This is a genomic window from Pontiella sulfatireligans (genome assembly GCF_900890705.1).
In the GTDB taxonomy this organism is placed as follows: domain Bacteria; phylum Verrucomicrobiota; class Kiritimatiellia; order Kiritimatiellales; family Pontiellaceae; genus Pontiella; species Pontiella sulfatireligans.
In genome coordinates this window covers 2,493,267-2,512,007 of record NZ_CAAHFH010000001.1, presented here as the reverse complement: position 1 = coordinate 2,512,007, position 18,741 = coordinate 2,493,267, and the positions used below count along the sequence as shown (strand labels likewise).

13 protein-coding genes are annotated in these 18,741 nt (G+C 54.5%); all 13 read left to right on the top strand.

All coding sequences use genetic code 11. The annotated features are described in order from the left end of the window. Nucleotides 1-81: 81 nt before the first annotated feature. The 13 genes from SCARR_RS08470 (at nucleotide 82) to SCARR_RS08415 (ending at nucleotide 18,739) form a co-directional block, all read left to right on the top strand. A complete protein-coding gene (locus SCARR_RS08470; protein WP_136061050.1) occupies nucleotides 82-1,854 on the top strand; it encodes an ArnT family glycosyltransferase in 1,773 nt (590 codons plus the stop codon). Nucleotides 1,855-1,867: 13 nt separating this feature from the next. Beyond that, on the top strand, nucleotides 1,868-2,788 hold the full coding sequence (fmt, locus tag SCARR_RS08465) for a methionyl-tRNA formyltransferase (protein WP_136061049.1): 921 nt from the start codon (nucleotides 1,868-1,870) through the stop codon (nucleotides 2,786-2,788). Nucleotides 2,789-3,199: 411 nt separating this feature from the next. Beyond that, a complete protein-coding gene (locus tag SCARR_RS08460) occupies nucleotides 3,200-4,894 on the top strand; it encodes a glycoside hydrolase family protein (RefSeq protein WP_136061048.1) in 1,695 nt (564 codons plus the stop codon). Between the two features lie 17 nt (nucleotides 4,895-4,911). Next, nucleotides 4,912-5,649 carry a 3-keto-disaccharide hydrolase gene (locus SCARR_RS08455; protein ID WP_136061047.1) on the top strand — a complete coding sequence of 246 codons (738 nt, stop codon included), beginning with the start codon at nucleotides 4,912-4,914 and terminating at the stop codon, nucleotides 5,647-5,649. A 70-nt stretch (nucleotides 5,650-5,719) separates the two neighbouring features. Then, nucleotides 5,720-7,135 (top strand): sulfatase family protein, encoded by a 1,416-nt coding sequence (locus SCARR_RS08450; protein ID WP_222846223.1) that lies wholly within the window; start codon nucleotides 5,720-5,722, stop codon nucleotides 7,133-7,135. 251 nt (nucleotides 7,136-7,386) lie between these two features. After that, entirely contained in the window at nucleotides 7,387-8,970 is a 1,584-nt protein-coding gene (locus SCARR_RS08445; RefSeq protein ID WP_136061045.1) for an alkaline phosphatase D family protein, read from the top strand. A gap of 148 nt (nucleotides 8,971-9,118) precedes the next feature. After that, nucleotides 9,119-10,657, top strand: coding sequence for an arylsulfatase (locus SCARR_RS08440; RefSeq protein ID WP_136061044.1), 1,539 nt, complete (start codon nucleotides 9,119-9,121; stop codon nucleotides 10,655-10,657). Nucleotides 10,658-10,672: 15 nt separating this feature from the next. Next, complete coding sequence (locus SCARR_RS29670) at nucleotides 10,673-10,813, top strand: hypothetical protein (protein ID WP_456238413.1); 141 nt, start codon at nucleotides 10,673-10,675, stop codon at nucleotides 10,811-10,813. A 207-nt stretch (nucleotides 10,814-11,020) separates the two neighbouring features. Continuing rightward, on the top strand, nucleotides 11,021-12,319 hold the full coding sequence (locus SCARR_RS08435) for a glycoside hydrolase family protein (protein ID WP_136061043.1): 1,299 nt from the start codon (nucleotides 11,021-11,023) through the stop codon (nucleotides 12,317-12,319). Next, complete coding sequence (locus SCARR_RS08430; protein ID WP_136061042.1) at nucleotides 12,309-13,844, top strand: arylsulfatase; 1,536 nt, start codon at nucleotides 12,309-12,311, stop codon at nucleotides 13,842-13,844. The genes SCARR_RS08435 and SCARR_RS08430 overlap by 11 nt, the downstream gene beginning before the upstream one ends. A 3-nt stretch (nucleotides 13,845-13,847) precedes the next feature. Beyond that, nucleotides 13,848-15,329, top strand: coding sequence for a sulfatase family protein (locus SCARR_RS08425; RefSeq protein WP_136061041.1), 1,482 nt, complete (start codon nucleotides 13,848-13,850; stop codon nucleotides 15,327-15,329). A gap of 17 nt (nucleotides 15,330-15,346) precedes the next feature. Continuing rightward, a complete protein-coding gene (locus SCARR_RS08420; RefSeq protein ID WP_136061040.1) occupies nucleotides 15,347-17,161 on the top strand; it encodes an arylsulfatase in 1,815 nt (604 codons plus the stop codon). Between the two features lie 12 nt (nucleotides 17,162-17,173). Then, nucleotides 17,174-18,739 carry a sulfatase family protein gene (locus tag SCARR_RS08415; protein WP_136061039.1) on the top strand — a complete coding sequence of 522 codons (1,566 nt, stop codon included), beginning with the start codon at nucleotides 17,174-17,176 and terminating at the stop codon, nucleotides 18,737-18,739. Nucleotides 18,740-18,741 lie beyond the last annotated feature (2 nt).

Sequence of the window (18,741 nt, the reverse complement as noted above, 5' to 3'; positions counted from 1 at the left end):
GGGTGCGCACTTGTATTCCATCGGTTTTCATGGATACTAATCGGTTCATTTTGCAAAGCATAATCAACTTTTGGAGCGGCAATGGCGCAAGACAACAGGTCTTTTGAATCAACACTTCACGATATTGTATACAGCATCGATACGGGCACCGGCCTCAAGATTATCCGGGTTACGCTCTATTTTCTGTTCCTGTTGGTTATTGTGATGCTTTACTCCGCTACGCAGTTCCGCGGGCTAAAGACCGAGGAAGCCATGGATCTGGCCCAGCTGGGCCGGAACATGACGCCGAGCGGCGGGATGGTCACCAAATGCGTGCGACCCGTAACCATGTGGAAGGTGAGTGAGCGGACCCCCGGCGAAAATCCCCGGATTGACGACCATCCAGATCTGCTGCACCCGCCGGCCTATCCGGCCGTGCTGGCGGCGGGATTCAAGTTTTTTGAATTCGTTGGTGCGGATCCGTTTTCTATCCCTATCGGGAGCCGTTCCGCCACCATGCCCGCCGAACAGTGGGTGGTGCTTCCCATCAACCATATCTTCACCATTTTGACGGGCGGGTTGCTCTTTTTAATGGGGAAACGGCTGTTTTCGCGCGAAATAGGCTTTTTGGGAATGACCATCTACTACCTCAGCAACGTGGCGTGGCAGGACAGTATTTCAGGGCTTAACATTTCCATGGCGACGTTTTTTGTGATGGCTGCGTTCTATGCCATGGTGGTGTCCATGCTCAACCGGCGCGACGGCAGTACGACGGCCGGGTGGGCCGTTCCGTTTGTTTTGTCGGTTCTGTTCGCGGCGATCGCCTTTCTGACGCGCTACATTGCGGCGGCGGCGGTGCCCGGCATTGCCTTGTTTGCCTGGCTGATGAGCGGGCGCTTCCGCGGTGGAACGCGTTTTGCCCTGGTTTTTATCGTTTTGTTCATGGTTCTGATTTCACCGTGGCTCTACCGCAACTTTAAGATCAGCGGCAATCCGGTTGGAATGGCGGCGCACACCTCGCTGGCCGATACGACGAAATACCCTGACACCCAGTTTTCGCGCCAGTTGCATCCGAATTTTTCGTTCGGCCAGTTTAGCTCCGAGCTGAAGAAGAAATGGGTGACCAACTATTCTGAAAACCATCAATCCGTGCTGCCCGGGCTCGGCGGCGGCGTGTTGATGTCCCTGTTCCTGGTCACCTTCTTCTACCACTTCGTGCGGCCTCAAGTGAACTACCTGCGCTGGGGGATCGGGCTCTCGCTGCTGCTCACCACCTTTATTGCCGGCTTCTTTTCGGAGTCGTCGATTCGGATGATTCACGTCTTTTGGCCCTTCGTCATTTTATACGGCATGGCGTTTTTCTACATTCTCATCGACCGGCTTGACCTTGGCGTGCGCCTGTACAACGTTGGTCTGAAGTGCCTGTTGGTGGCGCTGGCCGTTATTCCGCTGGGTCTGACGCTGATGCCCCCGCACGCGAACCATCCCTATCCGCCATACTACGCGCCGTTCATTTCCACCGTCTCGGGCTGGCTGACGCCGCGCGAAGTCATGGTGACGGATATGCCGTGGGCCACGGCCTGGTACGGCGACCGCATCTCGATCCAGCTGCCGAAAGACCTCGATGATTTCTATGAAATCAACGACTACAAGCAATACATCAGCGGCATGTACATCACCACGATCACGAAGGACAAGCCCTTCGTCAAGCAGCTGCTCGACGGCCCGGAACAAAGCTGGCTGCCCGTCATGAGCGGGCGCACGCCGCCCGACTTTCCGCTCAAGCAGATCACCGCGCTCAACCGCCAGGACCAGATTTTCCTTTCCGACCGCGACCGCTGGTCGGCTGGGGGGCCGGTTGCGCCGGCGCAATAGTTGGAGGAAATCCATGCGCATCGTTTTCATGGGATCGGCGGAACTCTCCGTTCCGTCATTGGAAGCCATTCTACAGGCCGGCCTCGATGAGGTCGTCGGCGTGGTATCGCAGCCCGACCGTCCTGCCGGGCGTAAGCGCGTTCTGACGCCGTGCCCGCTGAAAGCCTTTGCTGAGCAGCGCGGCTTAAACATTATAACGCCGGGAAAAATCGGCGATCCAGCGGCAGTCGAAGCCTTGGCGGCGTGGAAGCCCGATTTGTTCGTGGTGGTGGCATACGGCCAATACATTCCTTCGCGCGTCATCGACCTCGCCCCGCGCGAGGCGATCAACGTCCATCCGTCGCTCCTGCCGAAATACCGGGGTTCGGCGCCGATCCAGTGGGCCATTGCCAACGGCGACGAAACCACCGGCGTCAGCATCATCTATCTCGCGCCGAAAATGGACGCCGGCGACATTTTGCGACAGGAAACCTATCCCGTTGGGGATGCTGAAACCTCCAAAACGCTGCATGACAAGCTGGCGGTTTTCGGGGCGTCGCTGCTGCTGAAGGCGATTGCCGACATCCGCAACGAAACCGTTTCCCGCACCGTGCAGGACGAATCCCAAGTGGTTGAAGTGCGCAAGCTGGCCAAGGAGGATGCAGCCATCGACTGGGCGCTTCCTGCCGTGGCCATCCGCAACCGCATCCGCGCCTTCGATCCGTGGCCCGGCAGTACGTGCGTCCTGCCCGGCGGTGAAGTGTTGAAGGTCTGGAAGGCAGAACTCGACGAAACCTCGGGCAAGCCCGGCGAAGTGCTCGACGACCGTTTGCTCGTGGCGGCGGGCGAGGGGGCTTTGCGTTTGGTGGAGATTCAGCCCGCCGGCAAGAAGCGCATGCCTGCCGATGCGTTCCTTAACGGCAGACCCGTTGCCCCCGGCGAAATGTTGGGATAACCTTCTCGGAAGCATGGCCGCATGAAAATGGTTAAAACAACTTCGGCCATGATTCTGCGCCTTTGCAGCGGCTCGGGCGCTGAATATCTCTCGAACTTCTGCCGCCTGAGGGCGGTTGGCTAAATAGCGCATATCATTTACGCAACTGCGGATATCGTCGTTTAGACCCGTGTAGTATCTTAAACCATTCGCGAAATGGATTTATGGGTGGTATGCGTCTGTGTTGAACCGATTCACTGGCGAAGAATGAGCCGCGGGCGGACGGACAGGTTATAAAGGAACAGCATGTCCAAAAGTCTGGTTCCGCCTGCGTCGTAGACGTAATGCCGGTTCGTTTGAACCTGCATCTTGAGTGCATAGCCGGCGAGAGCTCAGCTTTGAAAAGAACGAACGAATGGGGAGTCCCAATTGATGAAGCAGATAATGATTCCAACCGCGGTTTTGCTGGTGGCATTTTCCACAATGAACGGAGAGGCCAAAATTCCGAAAAAAGCCGCCGTGGAAGCTCGCGAACGCCCGGCGGAGTGGAAAAACCTTGTGCCCGGCGGACAATTCATTGATCTGTTTGAACCGATGCCGATCATGGCGCCGCTGACTAGCGACACGTGGGGCGGCGACAACGTTAAGCCGCGCGATCTCAGCAACGGCATCGAAGATCCGGCATGGTCGTATTGGTGCGCGGATGTGCTCAAAGCCGACGACGGAACATATCATATGTTCACTGCGCGTTGGCCGGAGAATGAGCCACGCGGCCATTTCGGCTATTTTGATTCGGAAATTGTTCATGCAACAGCCGACCACCCAATGGGTCCGTATACGTATCGCGACTGGATTGGGCCGGGCCACAACCCGGAGCTGTATCAGAATGCCAAGGGCGAATATATGGTCTATTCAACCCATGGCCGCTTCTATTATTCCAAGAGTTTGGACGGTCCGTGGAAAGCCGGCACCTATAACTTTGATAAGCGCGAGCGGTATGCCTTCAAGAACTACGTCAACTTTTCGTTCACTCCGCGGTCGGATGGTTCGGTGATTGCTGTTTCGCGCCGGGGCTATATGTGGGCCAGCAAAGACGGTAGAGATGATTGGTCGGAGGTCAGCGCGGAGTCGGTCTATCCCAAGGTGCCCGGCGTATTTGAAGATCCGGTCATGTGGAAAGACGATGTGCAGTATCATATCATCGTCAACGATTGGAAGGGGCGGATTGCCTATTACCTGCGCTCGCTGGACGGCTTTCATTGGAAGACCGAGCCGGGGGAAGCCTATGCGCCCGGCATTGCCCGCTATGAAGACGGCACCAAGCTCGATTGGTATAAATATGAACGCATCCGCTTTTTGCAGGACAAGCATGGCCGGCCGGTTCAGGCGCATTTTGCCGTGATCGACAGCGATAAATATTCCGATCTGCCCAATGATATTCATAACTCGAAAAACATTATTATTCCGGTGGTCGTGCCACGGCTGATCTCGCTGCTGAACGCCGAGCCGATCACGGCGGATACCCGTGAAATTCGGATGAAGGTGATGGCGGAAGAGGGCTTTAATCCGCATATGGACATTGATCTTGGTGCGCTGCGTTTTGGCGCGTCGGAAGAGGTTAACTATGGCCGGGGAAGCAAGGTGCTCAGAACCGAAAAGGACGGCGCGGATCTGATTGTGACGTTCGACGGCAAAGGCAACGGCTTTACGGCCGATAACTTTGCCGGGAAGCTGCTCGGAAAAACCGCGGCGGGCAAGATTCTGTTCGGCTGGGTGCGCCTGCCGGGAATGGAGTCAGCGGTACCGATGCTTTCCGCTCTTTCACCGAAGTTTGAATTCACCGATGCCGGCCTCGAAGCGTATGTTGAAGTGCAGAACTTTGGCGAGAAGACCTCTGAAAAATCGACCGTCAAGGTGCTGGTCGGCAAGGAAGGCAAGGAAAAGCAGATTGCCTCCGGAACCGTGCGCGCCCTGAAGCCGTTTGAGAAGGCGATGGTGAGGCTGGTTTGCGATTCATCCCTCCCCAAAGGAAGCAAGCAGACCGCCACGGTGCTGCTGGAAAGCGCCGGTCGTCCGGTTGAGACCTTCAGCAAAACAACTGCATTGCCCGGAGAACAAATCCGTTAGGGAAAGAGGAAATTATTATGACTGTGCTTAAAGTTGGATATGGTGTTGTGACGGCCCTGCTTCTGGGGAGTGGTGCTGTTCGTGCTGGAGACGAACTTATTGCCGGGGACGTACTCTCGAACTTTAGAAAGGCCAGCGGTTGGTCGCTCGTTACGAAGGCATCGGCCGTGCCGGAAAAACCGATGCTCGAAACAATACCGCATGCGGGGAAATCGGGCGGGATATTGAGTAACGGATCCAAAAAAAACAAAGCAGACTATCTCTTCACCAAAAAGGAGTACGGCGACGTTTCCGTTCATCTCGAATTCATGGTGCCGAAAAAATCCAATGTAGGGATCTATCTGATGGGCCGCTATGAAATCCAGATTCTCGATAGCTTTGGTGTAAAGAAACCTAAGTTCAGTGATCTTGGAGGAGTGTACCAGCGTTGGGGAAAAGGACGGCCTGCAGATGCAACGGGAAAGGGGCAGGGATTTGAAGGCACTGCTCCGATGGTGAATGCGGCGAAAGCTCCGGGCGAATGGCAGGAAATGGATATTGTGTTCCGTGCGCCCCGCTTTGACGTGCAGGGCAATAAGACGGGAAATGCACGGTTCATTTCTGTCCATGTGAATGGGCAGCTCGTTCAGCAGAATGCTGAAGTGACCGGTCCGACCCGTTCCAGCCCATTGAGCGGGGAGGCCGCAACGGGGGCTATTGTCATTCAGGGCGACCATGGGCCGGTGGTAATCCGAAGTCTGACCGTGAGTCCTTGATGATCGCTTGCAAGCATTTGATGCCCATGCTGGGCGAACACACGGCAGTTTAAACCGAGGAATGAAAATCATGTTAAAAAAAACCGTACTGGCTCTTCTTTTTTTTGCAGGCGGCATGCTGAATGCTGCAGCGGCGCCAAAACCGAATGTTATCATTATCCTGAATGACGACCAGGGCTATCAGGATCTGGGGTGCTACGGCTCGCCGGACATTAAAACGCCGCATGTGGATCAGCTGGCCAGAGAGGGCATGCGCTTTACCGACTTTTACGTGGCGTCGCCGGTCTGCTCAGCCTCGCGGGCAGCCTTTCTTACCGGCTGCTATCCGTACCGGGTCGGCGTGACCGGTGTGTTTTTTCCGAACCGTGGCCATAAGGGCCTACCACCGGAACACACGACGATGGCTGAAATGCTTAAGAGTGCGGGTTATGCCACGGCCGCCGTCGGCAAATGGCATCTGGGCGATGAATTAGAATTCCTTCCGACCAACCAGGGATTCGATTCCTACTACGGAATTCCCTACTCGAACGACATGTATCCAGCGAAGAACATGAAATATTCGAAGGACTGCCTTTTTCGAGACGAGCAAAGTTTCCAAACCTTGGACGACGCTTTCACTGGCAAGCTCAACAATGGTAATCCGCGATCTTTAAAAGACAAGGTTCCGCTGATGCGCAACGAGGAGTGCATCGAGTTTCCCGCCGACCAGTCCACCATTACCCGGCGCTATGCGGATGAAGGCATCAAGTTTATCAGCGAGAGCGTGAAGGCGGAAAAGCCGTTCTTCCTTTATCTGGCCAACTCCATGCCGCACACCCCGCTGTTTGCTTCCTCCGACTTTAAAGGGAAGAGCGCTCGCGGGCTCTATGGAGATGTGATTGAGGAGATTGATCACAACGCTGGGCGCATTATGAAGCATCTTAGCGAGTTGGGGATCGATGGAAACACCATCGTAATTTTCACCTCAGACAACGGCCCGTGGCTGATCAAAGGTGATCACGGCGGATGTGCGCTGCCGCTCTTTGAAGGCAAGATGACCAGCTTTGAAGGCGGTCAGCGGGTGCCGGCCATCATCAAGTGGCCGGGACATATTCCAGCGGGAAGCACCTGCTCCGAAATGGCGCTCTCCATGGATCTGCTGCCGACCCTCGCGCATATCACCGGAGCCCAACTTCCGGAGGCGGAGCTGGACGGCATGAACATCACCGATATGCTCACGGCCAAAGACGGCGCTAAAACGCCGCATGAATATTATTTCTTCGTGCACAACGCGGTTCGTTCCGGAGATTGGAAATACCACAAAAAAGAGCTCTTCAAAGTCAAGGCCACCAAGCGCGACACCAAAGGACCGACGCTTTACAACCTGAAAGACGATATCGGCGAAAGCAATAACGTGATCAAGGATCATCCGGAAATTGCGGAGCGTCTCGCAAAGGCGCTGGACGCTCATATTCAAAGAACCCCCAAACCCGGGACAAAAAAATAGGATGACTAAATCAACCTTTATTCTCATGGGATTACTGGGGGTGTGAAGGAGACGGAACTGAAATCATCAGTTTCCCCAGCACTGGGAAGAGGATCCTCTGCGGCCTATGGGAAAATTGCGATAAGTTCCGGTTGTCCTCATACAGATGTGTCGAGCGTCAGGTTAGATGATGCGGATGAACAAAGTGATTGTGCCGCTGATGACAGTACGAGCGGGTAATTGCGGTTTGGAACTGATTCCGGGAGAACGTTATGAAGACTAGGTGTTTGTTGTTAATGGTGGTGTTGATCTGCTCAACCTTGGTGCGTGCGCAGCACGATCCGGGGCGTGGTGCGGTTCGTTTATTGGCAAAGGGGCAGGTTGACGATGCGATCAAGATGGCGGCAACGACCCCAAAGAAAAAGAACAGCCCCATCAGTGAGGCTGAACACGAATATGTATTGGCCATGGCATATTGTCAAAAGGGGGATGCTGAAGCGGCGTTCCTCCATGCCCAGACGGCCGTTCAACTCGGTTTGCCTATTGAGCGTTTTTCCGCTGGGCCGCGCGGCGCATTTCAGCCGCTGTATGATCAGCCGGCCGTCGGGGACTGGATTAAGGAGAACGGTTCAATGTTGCTGCATGGTCCGATGCTGGGGAGCATGACCTCAGATTCCGTACGCATCTGGGTTCGAACATTGGAAGAGACCGATGTGTCGATAGAGGTGGAGTCTTCTGAAGGCAAGGTGGTCCGCGTAAAGGGGCGTTCGAACGCCGCTCAGGACTATACGGCGGTCATTCAGGTTAGAGATCTTAAGCCGAACACGGAATACCGCTATCGATTGTTGATCAAGGGGGAGCCGGTGGGTCAGGACGCTTCGTTCAAGACGTTTCCGTCGGCTGGAAATGCTGCTGTGTTCCGGGTGGCCTTTGGCGGCGGTGCGGGCTTTACCCCGCAGTATGAACGGATGTGGAAAACGATTGGGTCGCACGATTTGAATGCGTTGCTTCTATTGGGCGACAATGTCTATATCGATGATCCGGAACATACGTTGACCCAACGCTATTGCTACTACCGCCGGCAGAGTCAGCCGGATTGGCGTGCGCTGGTTGCAAGGGTGCCGGTTTATACGATTTATGATGACCATGACTTTGGCCTGAACGATTGCAATCCGGGCCCGCAAATAGAAACTCCTCCATGGAAACGCACGGTTTGGGAAGTCTATAAGCAGAACTGGAATAATCCTTCCTATGGCGGCGAATCCGCGAATCCGGGATGCTGGTATGACTTTTATATCGGTGATGTGCACTTCATTATGCTCGATTGTCGCTACTACCGTGATTTAGAGGGGGGCTCGATGCTAGGGCCGGTTCAGAAAAAATGGCTTTTCCAAACCCTGGAAAAATCAAGAGGATCATTCAAGGTATTGGTCTCTTCCGTCCCGTATGCACCGGGCGTTAAGCCGAAAAGCAAAGATACATGGGACGGCTTTGCGGATGAGCGGGAAGAAATTTTCTCCTTCATTGAAGAACAGAAAGTCGCTGGCGTTGTATTGATGTCGGCAGATCGCCACCGCACAGATATGCGGAAGATTCCCCGTTCGAGCGGCTGCGATCTGTACGAAGTCATGAGTTCGCGCCTAACGAATGTACATACGCATTCGCTGATGGAAAAGGCCCAGGGGTCGGAGTTCATTATGGGCTATAACGAAAAATGTTCCTTTGGCCTGATGGAATTCGACACAAAGGCCGCAGACCCACAGGTCAAGTTCAGTATGGTGAGTATTGATGACGAGGTGATCGACTCACGAACTCTTAAATTAAGCGAACTTACCTCTTCTGGTGCTACGCGCTGAGCCCAATCAGGAATTACGAATTATTCAGTGTGATGATTTGCATGGGGGCATTTGACCGTTTTGCGGTGTCCGGAGAATGAAGAGAAGCTGTCGAAGGATTTTTTGAAAGAACACTGGATGCCAAGCATCCCTGAAGAGTGAGGCTATTATGAAACGATTGAACACCTTGATTGTAATATGTGCCGCCGCATTTGCCGGTGTGGCGCAGCCCGCCAATCAAAACCCGAACATCATCTTGATTTTCGCCGATGATATGGGCCCCGGCATGCTGGGGTGCTACGGGCAGCAGATGGTGAAAACGCCGCACATTGATGCGCTGGCTGCAGAGGGCATGAAATTCAACAACTATTATGGCGCGGTCTTTTGCGCGCCGTCACGCTGGACGCTGGCGACGGGTATGCACGATGGCCGCATGGGCGGCTGGAAGCACAACAAGGCCGGGGTTCCGATCAAACGGGATGCCGGCGAAATCACCGAAGAGGAATACCAAAAGCAGATGGCCGAGGTGAAAGCCAAGGCGAACCCCATTCCGGACCATGAAGTGTTTATGGGGCAGATCGGCCAGCAGGCCGGTTACAAGACGGCTCAGTTCGGCAAGCTCGACCGCGGATTTCTGACATGGCACGAGCGCGTTAAGCGTTTCGGTTGGGATTTCTATGAGGGCATGTATGACCATGCGCGATGCCACGGATTTTACCCTCCCTACATGTGGCGCAACGGCGAACGGTTCGAGCTGGAGGGCAACACGCTTCCAGACTGCGGGAAAACGAGTGAGAAGGGGGATGAACCGGTGGGCTACGGAGGCCAAACCTATTCGCAGAATGTGTTTATCGAAGGCATTCTCAAATATATTCGCGAACATAAGGACGAGCCGTTCTTCCTGTACCACCCGACGCAGCTGCCGCACGGCCCTGTGGCTATTCCTGAGCTGCATCCGGATTTTGCCGATGATCCCGGGCTCTCGCTGGCCGAGAAAAAATATGCATCCATGATCAAGATGCTCGACGACCACGTGGGGCTGATCATGGCGGAGCTGAAGAAACAGGGGCTAGACGAAAAGACAATTGTGTTTTTCAGTTCCGATAACGGCCATGAAATGTATTACGGCTCCAAGGCGACGTTTAAGAAACAGGTGCTTCCGAATGGTGAAAAGGCCAACCTGACCGACAAAAAATGGCGCACCTCCGAATGCGGCGATGTCTTTGACGGTGCCGGCGGCCGCGCCGGTCTAAAGCGCAGCGGCTACCAGGGCGGCATGCAGTGCCCGATGATTGTCCGTTGGCCGGGGCATATTGCGCCCGGAACCGAGACCGATCTGCTGAGTGCTCATTATGATTTTTTGGCGACGCTGGCCGATATCGGCGGCGTTGCTGTTCCGAAGGGTAAGGACAGCATTTCATATCTGCCGACTTTGCTGGCCAAGCCTCAGGCCAAGACGCATGACTATGTGATTGTCAATAATCACAACAAGACGATGGGAAGCAGCGCGCTGATTTCCCGCGATGGCTGGAAGCTGGTTGAAATCAAAAGCAAACAGGGCCGGAGCTTCCAACTGTACAACATCAGGGAAGACAACGAGGAACGGCATAATCTGGAAATGAAGCATCCCGAAAAAACCGCGCAACTAGCGGCCGTTTTAGAGCGTGAGATCGATTCGGAACGCCCAGATCTGAAAACGAAGGAATGAGAAGCCCATGGGAAAGTGCAGGAAGGCTGGATCGAGGGACGCTGGGGCATCCGTTGTTCGCGTGACAATCCGTGCTTCGACCGTTCGCGCCACCTTGCTTCTCAGCAGTTGCCGAACCTCTCTTTCGGGGCGGGGGACATTGTGAATTCCCACTGATGGGAGTCGGCACATACGAATCCGGCTTATAATGAAGTGGAGCGCAGCCTGAACCCCTTTACAATTTAGGTTGAATGTGACTCTGTCATAAGGCGCTTCGTTTGTCCGTCATTTGAAATAAAGGAAAGAGATGTTTCACATCCAGTGTTTCGGACGGGCGCCCTCATGTTGTATGTAGGGATATAAGGTTAAATATTAGGAGATGGGATGAAAGGTTTTAGGGTTTATTTGTTAATTGCTGTGCTTGCGGCACTCAACGTGTCGGTTAAGGCAAAGTACACCGAAACCATGGATCCGAACGGACTCACCAAAAACGCTAAAACCGATTACGGGCTGGTGGACGACCGTGCAAAGAAGAACCAGAGCGAGGTTTTCCAAAAGGCGATCGACGATTTAGCGGAAAAAGGAGGCGGGCGGCTGATTGTCCCGAAGGGCACATACCGGTTGGCGGGCGTTAAGCTGAAATCCAATATTCATCTGCTGATCGAAGCAGGCACAATACTCAAGCCCTATTGGCCGGAGGGAACCAAAACGGTGGTTTTTTCGATGGATGCGGAGCGCCCGGCCAATAAGAAAAAGTGGACGGAAAAGGACGAAATGGCCTACATCGAAAACGTCAGCATTCGCGGGGTTGGCGGACCGTTCATTATCGACTATTCCGATCGCGTACGCGTCAAGGGCGGCGGTGTTCGCGGCATCCTGACCAAAATGGTTAAAAATTTCCTGATCGAAAACATGGACGTGCGCGATAACTATTCCGTCTATTGCGGCATTACACTGACTCCGCAGCAGACGAAGCACGACAGCAGCAAATGGCCGGTTTCGCGGTCGACCGATGGCAAGGTGCGCAACTGCCGTATCTTTAATGCCAGTCCCGGTTACGGCCTGACTCAGCTGCATGGTGCGCAGTCGGTTCATTTTGAAGATATCTATGCTGACGGCGGCGTAACTCTTCGCATGGAAACCGGTGCAGTGGGCGATAAAACGGCCATCTATGACATTACGGCGAAAAACGTGACGAACGAAAACGGCCGTTGCGCCGTCATGTTCGGCCCGCACAGCGCGATGAACGGCGTGGTGAAGGTGGACGGGGTTGTTTCAAAGAGCAGTGCCTATGCCGTGACCATGGGCAAGGGCGGCGTGAAGGCGGCTGAACTAAAACATAATCCCGATGCGACGGACGGCATCTTTGCGGAAGGCAGCTATGTGAAAAACATCCGCGTAATCTTCGGCAAAACCGCGCAGATCAAAACCCACGCGATGATGAGTATTCCAGAGGAATACTACGACGATCTGGACTTGGTCTGGGAAAACAAGTTTTTCCGAGGGCCATCGATCGGCGGGGTGAAGGATACCGTCGAAGGCCACTATAAAATTGATATCGAGAACGTGACGCTCGAAGGCTTTAAGTACAATGCCAAGAAGCCGGTCCTGACGGCCGAAGACGCCCGCCCCGGCAAGTGGGCCGCCGAAGTGAAGAAGTGGAAAGAAGACCATGGCAAATAGAAATTGGGTAGGCACTGCGGCGCTGGCCTTAAGCCTGTTGGGATTCGTGCATGCGGCGGAAAAACCCAACGTGATCCTGATCTTTGCCGATGACCTCGGCCCCGGCATGCTGGGCTGCTACGGGCAGAAGATCATTAAAACGCCGCACATCGACCGCCTAGCGGCCGAGGGGATGAAGTTTAATAACTATTATGGCGCGACGTTCTGTGCGCCGTCGCGCTGGGCGCTGGCAACCGGTATGCACGATGGCCGGGTTGGGGGCTGGGATTATAACAAAGCCGGCCTCCCAATCGAACGCGATGCCGGGCGGATTACAGAAGAAGAGTATCAAAAGAAATTTGCGCAACTGAAGAAGGATACGCATCCCGTTGCGCCGAATGAGGTGTTTCTGGGCCAGATTGGCCAGCAGGGGGGATACAAGACCGCACAGTTCGGCAAACTTGATGTCGGCTTTTTGACGTGGCATGAAAAGGTAAAGCGCTATGGCTGGGATTATTATGACGGCTTTTACGACCACCGCCGCTGCCATGGCTACTATCCGCCGTATCTTTGGCGCAACGGCGAACGGTACGATCTCCCCGGCAACAACGATCCGGACTGCGGAAAGTTTCTGGAGCAGGGCGATCTGCCGGCGGGCAGTGGAGGGGAGACTCATTCACAGATCGTCATGATTGAAGCAGTGCTGAAATATATCCGTGAAAACAGGGATGAACCGTTCTTTTTATATCACCCGACGCAGCTTCCGCATGGCGAGCTGGGAATTCCAGCCATCCATCCGGACTTTGTGAACGACGACCGCCTGACCTATGAAGAAAAGAAATATGCTTCGATGATCAAGATGCTCGATGATCACGTGGGGCTGATTCTGGCCGAATTAAAAAAGCAGGGAATCGATGGCAGTACCATCGTGCTGTTCTCTTCCGATAACGGACATTGCCCCTACTACAGCAAAGTGTATGACGGGTTTAAGAACCAGACTTTCCCTGATGGGAGCAAGGCTGATTGGACGGGTAATAAATGGCGTACATCCAATGGCGGCGATGTCTTTGACGGCAACGGCGGATTGGCCGGAGCAAAGCGCAGCGGATTCCAGGGAGGAATCATTTGTCCGATGCTGGTGCGATGGCCCGGAAAAATCAATCCGGGCACGGAAACGGATCTGTTGAGTACGCATTATGATTTTCTGGCCACACTGGCCGATATCGGCGGCGTTGAGGTTCCAAAAGGCAAGGATTCCATTTCCTATCTGCCTACGTTGCTGAGTCAGCCGCAGAAAAAGACGCACGATTTCATCACCGTACAGAACAAGCGGTTCTATATGGGCAGCAGCACCGTTATTGCGCGGGATGGCTTCAAATTAGTCGAGATCGGGAAGAAGCGTGACCAGTATCAACTCTATAATATCCTAAAGGATAGTATGGAAACGACCGAGCTTTCGGCAAAGTATCCCGAAAAGGTTGAACAGCTGAAACAGATCCTGAAGCGCGAGGTTGTTTCGAAACGGCCGGATTTGAGAGGTGAATAATTCATGATGAAACAAGGTGTATTGACTGGTTTGCTGGCCTTAAGCGCGGCGGTGGCGGATCAGCGCCCGAATCTGGTGTTTCTAATGACGGACGACCAGGCTTCCTGGACGCTGGGGTGCTATGGCAATCCGGATGTACAGACGCCGAACATCGACCAGCTGTCACGTGATGGAATGCGCTTTGATCATCACTACGATACGACCGCCATCTGTATGGCGAGCCGTGCCACGGTGATGACCGGCCTGTATGAATACAAGACTGGATGCAATTTCAAACACGGCAATCTCGTTTCCGGTTCCTGGAAGAAATCCTATCCGGTGCTGCTTCGCGACGCGGGCTTTCGGACGGCTTTCGCCGGCAAGTTCGGCTTTCATGTTAATGAAGCGCCGGAGGCGAAAAAAGGGGCGATGCCGGAAGAGGATTTTGATGTGTGGGCCGGAGGCCCCGGTCAGACCTCGTATGCAACCGAAAAAAATCCCGCGTTGAAAAAATATGTCGAAGAGTATCCGCATTCCACATTGGCCTATGGCGCGTTCGGCAGTGACTTCATCAAGGAGTCGGCGGCGGCCGGAACGCCGTTCTGCCTTTCGATCAGCTTCAAGGCTTCGCACCGGCCGGTCAAGCCGGATCCGCGGTTCGACGATGTATATAAAGGGAAGTGCTTTTCCAAGCCGGCCAATTTTGGCCGTGGACATGGCGAACACTTTTCAAAGCAAAGCCGCCAAGGCCGTCAGTATCCCCGCTTCGAGGAGTGGCACTACCACGACAACTATGACGAAGTGATGGCCAAATACAACCAGCAGGTGTACGGTGTTGATGTTGCGGTCGGCATGATCCGCGCGGCGCTGAAAGAGTGCGGTGCGGACAAGAACACCGTCATCATCTACACCTCCGACAACGGCTTTTTGTGCGGTTCACACGGCTATGGATCCAAAGTGCTGCCGTACGAAGAATCCTCCCGCGTTCCAATGATTGTTTACGATCCGCGACACCCGAACAGCGGCAAAGGGCTGTGCTCGTTCGCGCTGACCGGCAATGTTGACTTTGCCCCGACCATGCTGAACCTCGCCGGCGTGCCTGTGCCTGCCTCCATGGATGGAAGCAATCTGATGAAGCTGTACGACAACCCCGAGGCGGAGATCCACAACGCGCTGCCGTTAATTAATGTGTGGGGCCCCAAGGAAGCGCAGTCGCTGGCGGTCGTAACGAAAACGCATAAGTATATCTATTGGTATTACGGCGGTGAAGGTTTCGAACCGGCCGAAGAGCTTTACCGGATCGACAAGGACCGGCTCGAGCTGACTAATCTTGCGCAACAACCGGAGCAAAAGGCCGTACTCGAAAAAATGCGCAAACAATACGACGGGCAGCTTGGGCGCTGGCAGGATCAGGCCGTTGAGTACAATCGCTATGATCCGTTCGGTGTACTGTTTGACCGCGCCCAGCCGTGGAGCAAAAAAGCGCCGCTGGTTAAGGATTTTTAGGAAAGGGATCGTGAATAATGATTAAACTGATTTCGGTCGCCTTGGTTGTTTTTGCAGGGCTGTTTTCCTGTTTGGCCGAGGAACGCAAACCCAACGTAATTGTGATTATCACAGACGACCAAGGCTACGGCGACATGTCGTGCCACGGGAACCCCTATCTGAAAACGCCGGAGATGGACCGCCTGCACGACGAAAGCGTTCGGCTGACCGACTTTCACGTGGATCCCACCTGCGCACCGACACGCGCCGCGCTGATGACGGGGCGCTATTCCGCGCGGACGGGCGTGTGGCTGACCTACGGAAGCCGCCATCACCTGCGGCGCGACGAGGTGACCATGGCGGATGTCTTCCAGCGGAACGGATACCGGACCGCGATATTCGGCAAGTGGCATTTGGGCGACAATTATCCGTTCCGCCCTACGGACCGCGGGTTCGACGAGTCGCTCATTCACGGCGGAGGGGTGATTGCGGAGAGCCCGGACTATTGGGACAACAATTATTACGACGACACCTACTTCCGCAACAACAAGCCGGAAAAGGTAAAGGGCTACTGCACCGACGTTTGGTGCAATGAAACGATAAAGTTTGTCGAACGGAACACCGAACGTCCGTTTTTTGCCTATCTGTCGTTCAATGCGCCGCACGGCCCGCTGCATGTTCCGGAGAGCTACCGGAAGCCTTACGCAGACCAGTCACCGAGTCGCGCCGCGTTTTATGGCATGATTGCCTGCATCGACGAAAATATCGGGAAGCTCATGAAAAAGTTGAACGAGCTTTCGCTCGACCGCGATACGATCGTTGTATTTCTCAACGACAATGGGACCAACGGTGGGGCGGGAATCGACGGCGACGGACGCAACGGCTGGGTCAAGGATGGCTTTAATGCCGGCATGCGCGGCCGTAAAACCTCCCGCTACGAAGGCGGCCATCGCGCGGCCTGTTTTATTCGCTGGCCCAAGGGTGGCCTGAACGGCGGACGGGATGTGAATGGCGTTACGGCGCAGATTGACCTGCTGCCGACGTTCATCGACCTGTGCGGCCTGCAGTTTGACAACCGGGATCGTTTCGACGGCATTTCGCTGGCGGAAGCGTTGAGGACAGGCAAAGCGCCGGAGCGGACCGTGGTGGTGCACGATCAGGGTCGTTTCGGGAACCCGGTTGGCGACGGACTCCTGATCAAGGAGAAGGATTATTCGGTTATGCACGGTTCATGGCGCCTCGTTGGAAAAGAACTCTTCAACCTTGAAGAAGATCTTGGACAGCGCAACGACGTCGCAGCGCAGCATCCCGAAATGGCTGAACGTCTCCGGGGCGAATACGAGGCGTGGTGGAAACACATTGCCGAAAAATCGGATGAATACAACCCGTTTGTCATCAATCCCTCCAAGCAGCAGACGGTGCTGATTTCATCACAGAATCTATTGGGCGGAAACGTCGCCTACAGCCAGCGGAGCGTCCGCAAGGGGCAGGGCGGAGAATTTGGGTGGACATTCATTGATGCCGAGGTGCCGGGCACCTACCTGATTTCGCTGCGCCGCTGGCCGCGCGAATCCAATCTTTCCATTTGCGCGGAAGCGCCTCCGTATCCGATGGACCCTTCGACGCACAAAATGATGAAGATACCCTGCAAGGCGTTCGATGTGGTCTCCGCGCGTTTGCAGGTCGGCGCGTTCGACCAGTCCAAGCCGGTTGAGGCCTCGGATCAGGAAATCGTGTTTGAAGTGAACCTGCCGAAAGAGGCGCAACGCATTCAGACCTGGTTCACCATGAAAGATGGCGGGGAGATCGCTGCCTATTACACCTATATTGAAAATGCAGTCTTCAACAATTAAAGGAATGCAACCATGACAACGAAACAAATCACGACCATGCTATTGGCCCTGTGCGCCTCGCTTGTGACGGCGGATGCCGCCAAACCAAACATTATCTATATCCTCGCCGACGACATGGGGCAGGGCGATGTGACGGCCTATAACAAGGACTCAAAAATTCCAACGCCGAGCATTGACCGCATGGCACGTGAAGGATTGAAGTTTATGGACACCCACACCAGTTCCGGCGTCTGTACACCGACGCGGTACGGCATTCTGACCGGACGCTATTCCTGGAGAACATCAACGCTTAAACAAGGGGTGCTGGGAGGACACAGTTCTCATCTCATTGAACCGACCCGTGAAACCGTGGCTTCGTTGTTGAAGAAGCAGGGGTATAAAACGGCCTGCGTTGGGAAGTGGCATTTGGGCATGGACTGGAAGTTGACCGATGAAAGTAAAACGGGTAATCGCACATCCTATAAAAATATTGATCCGAAGGCCCCGATCACCAATGGACCGAACGCCGTCGGATTCGATTATTATTTCGGTATTGCGGCCTCGCTGAATATGGATCCGCATGCCTATATCGAAAACGACCGCCTTCAGGGTACGCTGGAAATTCTGGATACGTTGGATGCCGTGAATGCCCGTGGCTTCACCCAACCCTCTAAACCCGGCTATGCGGCAAAAGAATACATCCAGCAGGAAGTGCTCAGCACCTTTGCGGAAAAAACATGCAGCTGGATTCGAGAAAACAAAGACGGTCCGTTCTTTGTTTATTTCCCGCTGCCTTCACCCCATTCGCCGATTGTGCCCAGCGATCGGTTTAACAATAAAAGCGGCCTGAACGACCATGGCGACTTTTGCATGGAAACCGACTGGGTGGTGGGGGAAGTGCTCAAAACGCTCGATGAGCTGGGCATCGCAGACAACACCCTTGTGGTCTTTGCTGCCGACAATGGCACCTCGCCCAAGGCCGGCTTTCCGGCGATGGCCAAACAAGGCCATCATTCAAGTTGGATTTACCGGGGAATGAAAGGCACGAACTGGGAAGGCGGGCACCGGGTGCCGTTTATTGCTCGTTGGCCGAAGGTCATTAAGGCCGGCGGCGTTTCGGAGGCCCTGTCCTGCACAACGGACCTCATGGCGACCTGTGCCGAAATGGTCGGGCAAAAACTGGATGACACGGCCGGTGAAGACAGCGTCAGTTTTTTGCCGGCGCTTAAGGGAGAGGAAATTCCGGGCGGAAAAAACCGCCTTGTAATCCATCATTCCGACAAAGGCGTCTTTTCGATTCGCAGCGGCAAGTGGAAGGTCATGTTCGATGATTTCGGCGGATCAAACCGTGGCGACCCGAGGAAGGATGACCCGATCATTAATGCGGCGCAGCTGCAGCTGTTTGATATGTCGACCGACGCGATTGAGAAAATCAACGTTGCCGCCGAGCACCCCGAGGTAATTGACGGCATGAAAAAACAGCTGGCCGGCATCATCAAAAACGGACGCAGCACGCCGGGGCCGAACCTTCCTTCGGATTATAATGATCCGGCAGTGAAGTGGGAACAGCTTAGTGTGGTCAGCGAATATCTGAAATAAGG

Excerpts from the sequence above, each read along its gene's own strand:
- SCARR_RS08415 (WP_136061039.1), top strand. The coding sequence starts at position 17,174 with ATGACAACGAAACAAATCACGACCATGCTATTGGCCCTGTGCGCCTCG.
- SCARR_RS08450 (WP_222846223.1), top strand. The coding sequence starts at position 5,720 with ATGTTAAAAAAAACCGTACTGGCTCTTCTTTTTTTTGCAGGCGGCATG.
- SCARR_RS08460 (WP_136061048.1), top strand. The coding sequence starts at position 3,200 with ATGAAGCAGATAATGATTCCAACCGCGGTTTTGCTGGTGGCATTTTCC.
- fmt (WP_136061049.1), top strand. The coding sequence starts at position 1,868 with ATGCGCATCGTTTTCATGGGATCGGCGGAACTCTCCGTTCCGTCATTG.
- SCARR_RS08430 (WP_136061042.1), top strand. The coding sequence starts at position 12,309 with ATGGCAAATAGAAATTGGGTAGGCACTGCGGCGCTGGCCTTAAGCCTG.
- SCARR_RS08440 (WP_136061044.1), top strand. The coding sequence starts at position 9,119 with ATGAAACGATTGAACACCTTGATTGTAATATGTGCCGCCGCATTTGCC.
- SCARR_RS08435 (WP_136061043.1), top strand. The coding sequence starts at position 11,021 with ATGAAAGGTTTTAGGGTTTATTTGTTAATTGCTGTGCTTGCGGCACTC.
- SCARR_RS08470 (WP_136061050.1), top strand. The coding sequence starts at position 82 with ATGGCGCAAGACAACAGGTCTTTTGAATCAACACTTCACGATATTGTA.
- SCARR_RS08425 (WP_136061041.1), top strand. The coding sequence starts at position 13,848 with ATGATGAAACAAGGTGTATTGACTGGTTTGCTGGCCTTAAGCGCGGCG.
- SCARR_RS08420 (WP_136061040.1), top strand. The coding sequence starts at position 15,347 with ATGATTAAACTGATTTCGGTCGCCTTGGTTGTTTTTGCAGGGCTGTTT.
- SCARR_RS08445 (WP_136061045.1), top strand. The coding sequence starts at position 7,387 with ATGAAGACTAGGTGTTTGTTGTTAATGGTGGTGTTGATCTGCTCAACC.
- SCARR_RS08455 (WP_136061047.1), top strand. The coding sequence starts at position 4,912 with ATGACTGTGCTTAAAGTTGGATATGGTGTTGTGACGGCCCTGCTTCTG.